This window comes from Kitasatospora sp. NPDC024654 (assembly GCF_055559155.1).
In genome coordinates this window covers 77,724-89,064 of the sequence record NZ_JBVHLF010000032.1, presented here as the reverse complement: position 1 = coordinate 89,064, position 11,341 = coordinate 77,724, and the positions used below count along the sequence as shown (strand labels likewise).

Below are 11,341 nucleotides of genomic sequence, written 5' to 3'. Positions count from 1 at the left end.
GCCGGTGAGCCTGGCGGAGGCCCGCCGCCTGTTCAACCTCATCGGCCGCCCTCTCCACGAGATACGCCACGCACTGCACTGGTCAACGCTCCGCCACCGCCACCAAATTGAGGCCAGGCGACATCACTTCCGTCGGCGCATGCGCCTCCAGATGATGCAGATCTAGCCCTGTAGTACTAGGATGCATCCCTGTCCCCGGCTAAAGCCGGGGATACCCTGCAAGATCAGGGATGGCATCCTGATCCTTGTTCTGCTCCTAGCGGTCCTGCTCGGCGGGCTCGGCTTCGCCATCCACATTCTGTGGTGGGTCGCGCTCGTCGTTCTGGCCCCCTGGCTGCTCGGCTTCGTCTTCACCGGTGCCGGCAACGGCGGTCGCCGAGGGCGGTGGTACCGCTGGTGAGCGCCGGCGGGCCGGTGAACCCCGTCATGGCCGGTGCATGACGTCACGTCAATCCGGCTCCCGTCACGGAATGCGGGCCGGCGGACCGCACAGCGGCCGGCCGGAGCAACGGAGCGGTGAGCCACTGGACGCGGTCGCCGGCGTCCTCACCCTGGTGCGACAGCCAGGTGAGGGCGCCGGCTCAACGCGGCATGTTCATGGCTTTCGCCGAAGAGTACCGTCGATACCCTCAGGGGGCCACGCTTCAGCGCCTGGAGGACGTGATGCCCGCGATCCGTCGGTACGCGATCACCTTCCCGGGGACACCGGGGACGCACGCTCCGCCACGTGTGGTGATCGTGCACCTGACCACCCGCACCGGATTCGACGGCCAGCCCGTGTACGCGGACGACTCCGGTACGTTCCTGGTCCACATCAGGGACGGCTGGATCGCGGAGCCCCTGGCCGATCAACCGGGCACCAACCGCACCCAGTGCCTGCACGCCGAACCACTCCCGTAGCGCCCGCACCGTCCGACCTCACAGGTCCGGGTGGGCGGCACCCCCGACGACCGGGGCAGCCGCGGGGCGCCCCCGGAGCGGTCGGGCGGGCGGCATGGGAGCGTCCACCCGCCCGACCGCGTGTTAGACCGCCGCCCCCAGCAGGTCGACGAGGTCGTCCGCGTGCTCCTCTTCCTCCTCCAGGATCGACTCGATCAGCCGCCGGGTGGTCGGATCGTGGTTCCCCAACCACCGGGCGATCTCTTGGTACGACGAGATGACGATCCGCTCGGCGAGCAGGTTCTGCTCCAGCATCGCCTTCAGGTCGTGGTCCGCCGGCGTGGTGTACTCGGTGTGCGCCCGCCGGGCCAGGCTGGTCGGATCGAAGTCGGGCTGGCCGCCCAGCTGGGAGACCCGTTCGGCGGCCCGCATCGCGTGCGCCATCTCCTGCGCGGCGTGCTCGGTGAACTCCGCGGCAACCTGCGCGCGGTCGATCCCGGTCGCGGAGATCGCGTGCCGGGTGTAGCGCAGCCAACACACCACCTCCGTGGCGACCACGTCGTTCAGCACCGAGATCACCTTCTCCTGGTCCAAGCCGTAGGTCTCGGTGACCGGGCCCTGCGCCATCTTCTGCCGGGCCTCATCCCGGATCCTGCTGACGTCCAGCACGAAATCGTCGCCTGCCACATGCACTCCTCACTCGAACGGGCCGATTGCCCCGCACGCCTTCCACCGGAGGGGCGATCCGACACCCGTGGCCCGCTCCGGCCACCGGTTCGCAGTACCGGCCGCCCGGCGGCACCGCGCTCAGTCGGCGTACTCCGGGGCCATCGCGATCACCGAGAACAGACCGCCCTCCGGATCGTGCAGGCTCGCGATGCGGCCGTACGGGGAGTCCTCGGGCGCGACCGCGACCTCGCCGCCCAGCTCGACGGCCCGCCGGGTGGTCTCGTCCGCGTCGGTGACCGCGAAGTAGATGTGCCAGTGCGGCCAGTTGAGCGGCTCGTCGGCCGCGCCGGTGGCACCTCCGCAGATCGCGGCGGTGCTCCGGCCGTCGATCCGGAGCACCACCCGGTCGTTCTCGTAGCGGACCTCGTACCCGGTCTGATCGCGGCGGTCCCACTCGAAGACCTGGCCGTAGAAGACCGCGGCCTGGAAGGCGTCCCGGGCACGCAGCTCGGCCCAGACCGGCGCGCCCGGCCGGCGGAGCGGGCGCGGGCGGCCGGCCCGGCCCTGCCACAGCCCGAAGACCGCCCCCTCCGGGTCGGCCACCAGGGCGACCCGGCCGGCGCCCGGAAGGTCGAGCGGGCCGACGGCGATGGTGCCGCCGCTGTCCCGGACCAGCGCGGCGGTCCGGTCCGCGTCCTCGGTACCGAAGTAGGTCGTCCAGGCGACCGGCAGCTCGAAGCGGCCCGCGATCTGCACGATCCCGGCGACCAGCCGGCCCCCCACGGTGGCCAGCGCGTGCGGGCCCACGCCGCCCGGACCGGGCCGGAAGCGCCAGCCGAGCAGCGGCCCGTAGAACGCCTGCAGCGCCGCGATGTCGTGCCCGCTCAGGCTCACCCACGAGGGAGCCGCCGGCACGTTTCGCACCAGCGGGTCGGTTCCTGCCATCGCTGCCTCCGGGTCGCACCACCGGGCCACCGGGCAGCTGCCCGCGGATCCCGAGATCCATGCAAACCGACGCACGGCCGAGCCGCACCCGGCGCGGCCGATTGGCGTCCGGGCCGGCCCGGCCAGTGGCACCGGATCACGTCCGGGTGGCCGGCCGCGAAGGTCGGCCGCCGCAGGACCAGCGGGCACGCCCCCGCACCGCTCGCCGCTGACCGAACTGGTCGGGCCGAGACCCCGCGCCGGGGCGTCCAGGCCGGCCCCGCGCTCCGGCGGGTACTCGGCCGGGCGGCGGCCGGGCGGCGGTGAGCCCGTGGCGCCCGAATTCACCCGGGTGGCGGCCCACGGCGCGCCCGACCCACCGCTTCCCGGCGTACCGTTGGCAACCCCGGTACCGGCCCGGCGGGGCCGGCAGGCGGGTGATGGCGATGGAGGAACGGGGCTTCGGGAAGCTCCTCGCGATGCTGCTGGAGCAGGCCCACGAGACGGCCCCGGGTGAGCTGGCCTCGCTGATCCGGCGGGGAGCCCGGGCGATGGGCCTCAGCGACGCGTCGGTCTTCCTCGCCGACGTCCAGCAGCTGCGGCTGGTCCAGCTGCCCGACGGCCCCGCCCCACCCACTCCCCCGGAGCGGGCCGCCGCCCTGCCGATCGACGGCACCCTGGCCGGCTGGGCCTACCGGACGATGTCGATGCGGTTGAGTTCGAGCCCGGAGCTGGTGCTGTGGCTGCCGCTGGTCGACGGCATCGAACGGATCGGGGTGCTGCGGATCGCGGCACCCGCGGTGGACGCCGCCACCGTCGAGCAGTGCCAGGCGCTGGCCTCGTTGGTCGCGCTGACCGTGGTCTCCAAGACCGACTTCAGCGACGCGATCCTGCAGACCGTCCGCAGCCGCCCGATGAGCCTCCAGGCGGAGCTGGCCTGGGCGTTCATGCCGCCGAGCACCCTGGGCACCCGGCAGGTCAGCTCCAGTGCCGTACTGGAACCGGCCTACGAGATCGGCGGCGACGCCTTCGACCACTCGCTGACCGACGGCCGGCTGCACCTGACCGTCGTCGACGCGATGGGCCACGACCTGCTGTCCGGGCTCTCCTCCGCCGTGGCGCTGGCCGGCTGCCGGTCCACCCGCCGGGGCGGCGGCGGGCTCGTCGACATCACCACCGCGGTCGACGAGGCGCTCACCCGCTGGGTCCCCGACCGGCCGCTCACCGGTGTCTTCGCCGATCTCGACATCACCGGCGGCGAACTGACCTGGGTCAACCACGGCCATCCGCCGCCCCTGCTCATCCGCCACCAACGGGTGGTCCCGGGTGCCCTCACCCGCCGGTCCCAGCTCCCGTTGGGCCTAGGACCGGGCTACGACAGCACGCCCAGCACCGTCCACCACGCCCAGCTCGAACCCGGTGACCGGATCCTCATCCACACCGACGGCGTCACCGAGGCCCACTCGGCCACTGGTGAATACTTCGGCGAACCGCGGTTGATCGACACCATCGTCCGAGCCACCGCCGCCGGCGAACCCGCCCCCGAGGCACTGCGCCGGCTCGTCCACGCCATCCTGGACCACCAACACGGCCGCCTGAACGACGACGCCACCATCCTGCTCGCCGAGTGGCACCCCCACCCGCCCGAGCCACCGTCCACCGGCTCCGCGCCCGGCTGAGACGTCGGCCGAGGACCGGCGTCCGGTCACACCCGCCGGACCGCCGTCGCACGGTCCCGGATCCCACGGTCGGTCATGCCGTCCTTCCGCTCCCGGCGTCAGGGAACGCCACCGGGTGCGGGCTGCCCGGCTCGGCGCGGGTCGCGCGGCATGGCCGACCACCGGAGGGGGCAGACGCCCGACATCGCATCCGCCGGGAGGCGGCGGAGCCGTTTGCCAGGAGGACCCATGGCACAGGTGGAGGAGTCGATCGAGGTCGCGGTGCCGGTCACGGAGGCCTACCAGCAGTGGACCCGGTTCGAGGAGTTCCCGCACTTCATGGCCGGCGTGGAGCGGATCGACCGTCCGGCACCGGAGTTGACCCACTGGGTGGTCAAGGTCGCCGGTGCGGTACGGGAGTTCGACGCGCGGATCACCGAGCAGCTCCCCGACGAGCGGATCGCCTGGACCGCGGTGGCCGGCGAGCCGCACCACTCCGGGGTGGTCACCTTCCACCGGATCGACGCGAACCGGAGCCGGGTGATGCTTCAACTGGACTACGCCCCACAGGGGTTGGTCGAGACCGTGGGTGACGCGCTGGGCTTCGTCCAGCGGCAGGTCATCGACGACCTGAAGTGTTTCAAGGACTTCATCGAGTCCCGGACCACCGGGGCGGGGCCGGCCTGATCGCCCGGGCCCTCGTCCCGGGCAGCCGAGGCGGCCCCGCCGGTGGACGACCCCGTGGCCGACCACCGCGGTTCAGGGGCGGCCGGGGAGGTCCGTCGGTCGGCCGCCGTCCGGTGCGGGGGCCAGCCCGATCCGCGGCAGCGCGTACGGATGGCGCTCCCGCAGGTAGGCGATCAGCTCCTCCCTGATGTAGCAGCGGAGGTTGAAGGCGTCGCCGCCGTCCCGGGCGGTCATCAGCGCGCGAACCACGATGGTGGAGGGCGTGGTGTCCACGATCTGGAAGGCGCTGCCCTGACCGTCCCACAGTTCGGTCTTGGCCAGCAGGGTTTCGAAGTGGGCGCGCAGGTCGGGCATCGGTGCGCTGTGGTCCAGGTGCAGCAGCGCGGTGCCGGTTATCCGGCTGTCGTTGCGCGACCAGTTCTCGAACGGCCGCCCGGCGAAGTAGGAGACCGGCATGACGATCCGCCGCTGGTCCCAGGTGGCGATGACCACGTAGGTGAGGGTGAGTTCCTCGACGGTGCCCCACTCGCCGCTGACCACGACGACGTCCCCGATCCGGACCATGTCGGCGAAAGCCATCTGGACGCCGGCGAACAGGTTGCCCAGGGTGCTCTGGGCGGCCACGCCCGCCACCACGCCGACCAGCCCGGCGGAGGCCAGCAGGCTGGTGCCCAGGGTCCGGACGGCGGGGAAGGTCATCAGCATCGCCCCCAGGGTGACGAGCGCGATGGCCGCCTGGCAGATCCGGCGCAGCAGCCCGGCCTGGGTGCGGACCCGCCGGACCCGGCTCGGGTCCTGGCGCCGCACCGAGAACCGCACGCTCGTGTCGATCAGCAACGCGACCAGCCGGGCCGCCAACCACGCGCAGCTCGCCAGGGCGAGGAGCACCAGGAAGTGCCGAACCGCCCGCTGGGTCGCCGGGCCGAACCTCGCCCAGCTCTCGCCGCCGAGCAGCAGGCCGGAGGCGATGGCCAGTTGGACCGGACGGCGGCAGGCACGCAGCAGTGGAAGCGGCGTACGGGCGGGTTGCCGGGGCGCCAGCCGGCGTGCGGCGAACTCGGCTCCCCGGTTGAGGGCGAACGCCGCGACGATCGAGCCGGCAGCGATGACGAGCATGCGTAGGACGGCCCACAGGCCCACGACGGATCTCCCTCCACGAGTGCCGGACGGGCAGGTCGCTCGGGACCGCTCCCGTCGGCGCACCGCCCGCGACGGACAGGGGCCGCAGCCCCGTCAGCGGGCTCGCCCTCGCCTACCCCGGGGTGGCCGGGCTACCCGCCCGGGATCCTGGCCGGGCAACGGCGTCGGAGCGGAACCGCGGGCGGTGTCACGCGGAGCGAGTCGATGGGAGCAGGTCGTGATGGCGCCGGGGGCCGCCCCACCCGGGGACCGGCGCGGTCGCGGCCCCGCGTGGGCCGCGACCGCCGAAGGACTCCGACCGGGCGCTTTCACCCGGGACCGCTCACCGGTGTCAGGTGTGCAGGACGTTGTTGCGACCGTCGTGGCCGTCGGCCGCCTCGTCGTCGAACCAGTAGTCGCCGTGCGCGAGGTAGCGGAAGGCGACCCGCTCGTCCGCCGGCAGCACGATGCTGGCCGCCCGGGTGCCGTCGGGGCGGGCGGCGAACGGGTGGGCACCGGGCCGCCAGTCGTTGAAGTCACCGACCACACTGGCTTCACCGGCCGGATGGCCGACGGGCAGGACGAAGGTGACCTCGGTCCGGTTCTTGGTCCGAATACGCTCGAGCATGGAAATCGACTCCTTGGGGGTCGGGCGGCAGTTGGGCCGATCCTCACCCCCAGCCGGCCCGACGGCGCGCCGCGATGGGCCACCGGCGTCGGTCGTCACTCGGGCGGAGTAGCGGCGGGCCGCCGCGGGTCCGCCGGCTCACCCGCCGGGGAGCTCGTCGCACGGCCTGGTGGACCCCGCCGGCCGGTCCGCGCCACGGGGACGCCGGTCCTCACTCCTCGGCGAGGAGCGCGGTCCGCAGACCGTCCAGGATCCTGCTCAGCAGACGTGAGACGTGCATCTGCGAGATGCCCAGCTCATGGCCGATCCGGGCCTGGGTGAACTCGGCGCCGAAGCGCAGCGACAGGACGGCCCGGTCCCGCTCCGGGAGGGCGGCGACCAGCGGCTTGAGCGCCTCCAGGTTGAGCACGGTCTCGAAGGCCGGCTCCTCGACGGTGAGCCGGTCGGCCAGGGTCTGGCCCTGCTCGGCGGCGCCCACGACCGGGGCGTCCAGCGAGCGGGCGGTCTGGGCGCGGGAGGCGACCAGCCCCTCGGTCACCTCCTGCTCGGGGATGTCGAGGTGGACCGCGAGCTCGGCCGTGGTCGGCGCCCGGTCCAGATCCTGTTCCAGTGCGTCGGAGGCCTTGGCCAGGGTCAGCCGCAGCTCCTGGAGCCGGCGCGGGACGTGCACCATCCAGCCGGTGTCGCGGAAGAAGCGCTTGATCTCGCCGGTGATGGTGGGCAGCGCGAAGGTCGAGAACTCCACCTCGTAGCACGGGTCGTACCGGTCGATCGCCTTGATCAGGCCGATCGTGCCGACCTGGATGACGTCCTCGACCGGCTCACTGCGGTGCCGGAACCGGCCGGCCGCGTACTTGACCAGGGCCATGTTCAACTCGACCAGAGTGCCACGGACGTAGGAGTGCTCGGCGGTGCCCTCCTCCGCCGTGTGCAGCCGGGCGAAGAGCACCTTGGACAGTCCACGGGCGTCCTCGAGGCAGACCTTCGTCAGGTCGTCCACCGAGATGCCCAGCCCGGCCGCGACTTCGACGAGGTCGTCCGTTCCGGTGATCGTGCGCACCGCCCCGGGAACGGCCTCGGAGGCGTGGTCGAGACGCGCGGTGGATGACGCGACAGACGCTGCTGTGGCCGGCATGCTCTCTCCTTCGGGGACGGGCCGCTCGGGCGGATGCGGCAGTGGGACTGCGCGTGCCCGGTAATCCCTCGCCACACTCCTCTCATGTAGACAGACCTACAAGACCTCCATCATTCCTTCGCATCTGGTCGCCGCACTCCGGCCCGACCACCGCCGCGATCCCTACCGGCCGGCCACCGTCGACCCGTAAGGTCGTTCCCGGGCACCGGACGCCGAAAGGCGGTGGCCCGACCGCAGCACCACACCACGGCACAGAGGAGTCCCATGCACAGCAGCGCCCCCGAAGGCCCCGGGGCGACTCCGCCCACCGGAACGGACCGGCTGAGCGTGCGGCTGCACACCCGGAACAAGGTGGCCGTCGTCTCCCCCGCCGGCGAGCTGGACCACGACACCGTCAACCTGCTCCGGGTGAGCCTCGACCAGGCCCTCGCCGCCGAGGGCGACCGGGTCGTGGTGGACTGCCGCGAACTGCTGTTCTGCGACTCGACCGGCCTCAACCTGCTGCTCACCACCCGTCTCAAGGCAGAGGCGGCCGAACTCGTCCTGGTCCTCGCCGGCCTTCGACCCACTGTCGCCAGGATGTTCGAGATCACCGGGACGGACACGGTCTTCGACATCCGGTCCGACGTCGGCGAGGCAGTCGCGCGGTGACCCGTTTCGGCGCGCTCGTCCCCCCGCGGTGGGAGGTGTCCGGCCGGGTTCGAGGGGCAGACGAGACCTGGGACGGTCCACCCGTTCCCCAAGACGACCGCCGGAGTGAGGACAGATGAGCGCGAGTGACCCCCGGACCACCGACCGGCCCGCGCTGCCCGGCCTGCCCGCCCACGGACAACTGCGCCGGCTGGCCCTCACCGGCACCACCGGCATCGTCGGCCGTTGCCGCGACCACACCCGCCAGGCCCTGCACGACTGGGGCTGGCTCCCCACTCCCGACCCGGACCAGGCGGCCCGCGCCGACGACGTCCTGCTCGTCGTCTCCGAGCTGGTCACCAACGCCTGCCAGCACGCCGAGGGCCCGGACCAGCTCGTCCTCCACGCCACCGACCGCCTGCTGCGCATCGAGGTCCTGGACCGCGCCCCCGGCACACCCACCCGACACGTGCCGCACGTCCCCGGCCGGCCCGGCGGGCACGGCCTGCACACCGTCGCCCTGCTGGCCAGCCGCTGGGGCAGCACGCCCCGCCCCGACGGCCGCGGGAAGACGGTCTGGGCCGAGATCGACCTCCCACCCGCCTGACCGCCGCCCGCCGCCCACCCGGTGGTGGGACACGCCGGGGGAAGCCACGCCGGGACGGACCGTCCCGGCATGAACCGCCGTCGCGCGGGCAGGCGCACCGACGTTGACGAACCGGCACTTCGGAGAGGGGCACGCCATGACCGACACCGTCGAGCACCGCACCTCGGGACGGCTCGCCGGGCCACTGCCACGCACGCTGCGCCTCGTCCTGCGCTACCGCACCGACGACCCCTTCGCCGTCTCCCTGCACTTCGCCGGTCCGGCCCGGCTGGGAGCCGGCCTGGTGGTCGAGGACGGCGGTGCGGTGGACGACGGGCTGCGGTGGACGGTCGGCCGCGCCCTGCTCGACACGGGTAGCCGGCAGCCCGCCGGCGTGGGCGACCTACGGGTGCGGCCGATGCGCGACGAGACCGTCCGGCTCGACTTCCACGCGCCGGACGGGGTCGCGGTGTTCCACCTGCGCGGTAGCGATCTGCGCGGGTTCCTCGCCGCCACCTACCGCCTGGTCCCGCCCGGCACCGAGAGCGACCGGATCGACTGGCCGGACACCGCCGAGGAGTTCGCGGGCCGGCTGTTCTAGGTGTACTCGGTCATGAGATCGGTGGCAGCCGGCTGATCGGGGGCTGACCGCCGGGTCGCTCAGACCTCACGGTCCTCACCGCCGTCCGCGACGAACGCGTCCAGCGTGCCGGTCAGCTGCTCCAGCCGGGTGCGCAGGTCGACGGCCTGCGCGGCGGTGAGGCCGGTCGAGGCGGCGATCTGCCGCGGGATCCGCTCGGCCGCCCCGCGCAGCGCCTCGCCCTCCGCGCTCAGCCCGACGATCACCAGGCGTTCGTCCTGCGCGCTGCGCTCGCGCCGCACCAGGCCGGCCGCGTCCAGCCGCTTGAGCAGCGGGGAGAGCGTGCCGGAGTCGAGCCGCAGCAGCTCGCCCAGCCGCTTGACGGGCAGGTCGCCGCGTTCCCAGAGCACCAGCATCACCAGGTACTGCGGATAGGTCAGGCCCAGCTCACCCAGCAGGCGCCGGTAGACGCGGTCGAAGGCCCGGGCGGCGGCGTGCACCGCGAAGCAGACCTGGATGTCGAGCTGGAGCAGATCGCCGTCGTCGGGCCAAGGCGGTTCCGTGGACGGCAGCTGGTATCGGGGGTTCGCTGGGACCATGCGCTCCAGAATACAACTTGATTGCTAGCCATTAGATTGCGCGCAACTTGATTGCGTGCAATGATTCTGGTGTGGCCGGGACGGACCCCCGGCCGCCCGGGCGAGTGCTCCCCTCGCATCCGCCCGAGGACCTGACGACGACGGACGAAGGACGATTCCGATGGATGCGCTGTACACCGCTGCCGCTACCGCCAACGGCCGGGAGGGCCGCACGGTCAGCTCCGACGGCCGGCTCGACCTCCAGCTCGCGTTCCCCGAGGCACTGGGCGGCAACGGCAACGGCACCAACCCCGAGCAGCTCTTCGCCGCCGGCTACGCGGCCTGCTTCGCCAGCGCGCTCGGCGCGGTGGGCCGGGCGGCGAAGATCGACACCAAGGACGCCTCGGTCACCGCCGAGGTCAGCATCGGCAAGGACACCGACGGCGGCTTCGGCCTCGCGGTGACCCTGCGGGTCGAGCTCCCCGACGACCTGCAGGGCGAGCAGGGCCGCGCCCTGGTCGAGCAGGCGCACGCGTACTGCCCGTACTCGAAGGCCACCCGCGGCAACATCGAGGTCACCCTCGTCGTCGAGTAGCCTCGGGGCCGGCCGCGGGCCGTGGCGCCGGGACCCCCGTCCCCGGCGCCACGGCCCGCGGTCCTTCCGCACCAGCTCGGCCGCCCGGACCCGGTAGCGGCCGGGGGAGCCACCGGGCGGCGGCTCGGGCCCGGCCCGAGCGCGGCCTCGATCCGGGTCCAGCCCCATGCACGGTCTCCGTCGTGCCTCCCCGGTCGCGGTGAGAGCCCGAAGCCGACACCGCCCACCGACGGTTCAGTCCAGCTCGTACTCGAAGGTGTAGGGCACCACGGTGTCGCCGGGCCGGGAGACGAAGCCGCCCGTCCCGCGCAACCCGGTCAACGCGGCCGTCCCCGACCCGGGGACCACCTCGAACGTGCAGTGCACGCTGCCGTCGGCCTCGAAGGTGCCGCGCTGTTCCGCGACGAAGCCGCCCTCCCGGCCGTCGAGGCGGCCGGCCAGCAGCTCCAGTCCGGTGAAGGTCCCGGTCTTCTCCGTGACGTAGGCGATGGTGTACTCGCAGCTGGTGGCCCCGGCCTCGATGCCGCCGGAGAAGTGGTTGGTGACGGAGGCACGGGCGAGCCGCGGGCTCGCCTCGGCACCGCCGACGGCGTGCTCCTGCCAGTCGGCGGAGCGGAAGCTGCCGGTGGTCCGGATGGGCATGTGACTGGTCCTCTCGATCGGCCGCCCGGCT

Annotated in this window: 15 protein-coding genes; 8 read left to right on the top strand and 7 right to left on the bottom strand. The window is 73.0% G+C overall.

Translation table 11 applies throughout. The features are described 5' to 3' along the window. Window positions 1-238: 238 nt before the first annotated feature. Window positions 239-400: a hydrophobic protein gene (locus tag ACZ38L_RS20280; protein WP_465695211.1), complete on the top strand. Its 162-nt coding sequence runs from the start codon at window positions 239-241 to the stop codon at window positions 398-400. Window positions 401-663: 263 nt separating this feature from the next. Then, window positions 664-900 (top strand): DUF6296 family protein, encoded by a 237-nt coding sequence (locus tag ACZ38L_RS20275; protein WP_465695198.1) that lies wholly within the window; start codon window positions 664-666, stop codon window positions 898-900. Between the two features lie 123 nt (window positions 901-1,023). On the opposite strand, the gene ACZ38L_RS20270 is transcribed toward ACZ38L_RS20275, so the two are convergent. Further along, window positions 1,024-1,506, bottom strand: a complete 483-nt coding sequence (locus ACZ38L_RS20270) for a ferritin-like domain-containing protein (protein ID WP_465695209.1) — start codon at window positions 1,504-1,506, stop codon at window positions 1,024-1,026. Between the two features lie 180 nt (window positions 1,507-1,686). Further along, a complete protein-coding gene (locus ACZ38L_RS20265; protein ID WP_465695194.1) occupies window positions 1,687-2,493 on the bottom strand; it encodes a VOC family protein in 807 nt (268 codons plus the stop codon). A 425-nt stretch (window positions 2,494-2,918) separates the two neighbouring features. Between ACZ38L_RS20265 and ACZ38L_RS20260 the strand changes: the two genes are divergently transcribed. Beyond that, window positions 2,919-4,151: a PP2C family protein-serine/threonine phosphatase gene (locus ACZ38L_RS20260; RefSeq protein WP_465695189.1), complete on the top strand. Its 1,233-nt coding sequence runs from the start codon at window positions 2,919-2,921 to the stop codon at window positions 4,149-4,151. Between the two features lie 228 nt (window positions 4,152-4,379). Next, window positions 4,380-4,817, top strand: coding sequence for an SRPBCC family protein (locus ACZ38L_RS20255; RefSeq protein ID WP_465695185.1), 438 nt, complete (start codon window positions 4,380-4,382; stop codon window positions 4,815-4,817). A 72-nt stretch (window positions 4,818-4,889) separates the two neighbouring features. Here the strand turns inward: ACZ38L_RS20255 and ACZ38L_RS20250 are convergent, their stop codons facing one another. The 3 genes from ACZ38L_RS20250 to ACZ38L_RS20240 all read right to left on the bottom strand — a co-directional run bounded on the left by ACZ38L_RS20250 (window position 4,890) and on the right by ACZ38L_RS20240 (window position 7,699). Further along, on the bottom strand, window positions 4,890-5,933 hold the full coding sequence (locus tag ACZ38L_RS20250; RefSeq protein ID WP_465695182.1) for a mechanosensitive ion channel family protein: 1,044 nt from the start codon (window positions 5,931-5,933) through the stop codon (window positions 4,890-4,892). Window positions 5,934-6,288: 355 nt separating this feature from the next. After that, window positions 6,289-6,564: an isoamylase early set domain-containing protein gene (locus ACZ38L_RS20245; RefSeq protein WP_465695179.1), complete on the bottom strand. Its 276-nt coding sequence runs from the start codon at window positions 6,562-6,564 to the stop codon at window positions 6,289-6,291. Window positions 6,565-6,775: 211 nt separating this feature from the next. After that, window positions 6,776-7,699 carry a SigB/SigF/SigG family RNA polymerase sigma factor gene (locus tag ACZ38L_RS20240; RefSeq protein ID WP_465695177.1) on the bottom strand — a complete coding sequence of 308 codons (924 nt, stop codon included), beginning with the start codon at window positions 7,697-7,699 and terminating at the stop codon, window positions 6,776-6,778. A 264-nt stretch (window positions 7,700-7,963) separates the two neighbouring features. On the opposite strand from ACZ38L_RS20240, the gene ACZ38L_RS20235 reads away from it, so the two are divergent. The 3 genes from ACZ38L_RS20235 to ACZ38L_RS20225 all read left to right on the top strand — a co-directional run bounded on the left by ACZ38L_RS20235 (window position 7,964) and on the right by ACZ38L_RS20225 (window position 9,516). After that, entirely contained in the window at window positions 7,964-8,350 is a 387-nt protein-coding gene (locus ACZ38L_RS20235; protein ID WP_465695175.1) for an STAS domain-containing protein, read from the top strand. 115 nt (window positions 8,351-8,465) lie between these two features. Continuing rightward, the gene (locus ACZ38L_RS20230) at window positions 8,466-8,936 is read left to right on the top strand and encodes an ATP-binding protein (protein WP_465695173.1); all 471 of its coding nucleotides are present in this window, start codon (window positions 8,466-8,468) and stop codon (window positions 8,934-8,936) included. 136 nt (window positions 8,937-9,072) lie between these two features. After that, the gene (locus ACZ38L_RS20225) at window positions 9,073-9,516 is read left to right on the top strand and encodes an SsgA family sporulation/cell division regulator (protein WP_465695170.1); all 444 of its coding nucleotides are present in this window, start codon (window positions 9,073-9,075) and stop codon (window positions 9,514-9,516) included. 59 nt (window positions 9,517-9,575) lie between these two features. Here the strand turns inward: ACZ38L_RS20225 and ACZ38L_RS20220 are convergent, their stop codons facing one another. Then, the gene (locus ACZ38L_RS20220; RefSeq protein ID WP_465695167.1) at window positions 9,576-10,094 is read right to left on the bottom strand and encodes a MarR family winged helix-turn-helix transcriptional regulator; all 519 of its coding nucleotides are present in this window, start codon (window positions 10,092-10,094) and stop codon (window positions 9,576-9,578) included. Between the two features lie 160 nt (window positions 10,095-10,254). Between ACZ38L_RS20220 and ACZ38L_RS20215 the strand changes: the two genes are divergently transcribed. Further along, window positions 10,255-10,668 carry an organic hydroperoxide resistance protein gene (locus ACZ38L_RS20215; protein ID WP_396558454.1) on the top strand — a complete coding sequence of 138 codons (414 nt, stop codon included), beginning with the start codon at window positions 10,255-10,257 and terminating at the stop codon, window positions 10,666-10,668. A 234-nt stretch (window positions 10,669-10,902) separates the two neighbouring features. Here ACZ38L_RS20215 and ACZ38L_RS20210 read toward each other — a convergent pair whose 3' ends face one another. After that, window positions 10,903-11,310 carry a DUF3224 domain-containing protein gene (locus ACZ38L_RS20210; RefSeq protein ID WP_465695160.1) on the bottom strand — a complete coding sequence of 136 codons (408 nt, stop codon included), beginning with the start codon at window positions 11,308-11,310 and terminating at the stop codon, window positions 10,903-10,905. Window positions 11,311-11,341 lie beyond the last annotated feature (31 nt).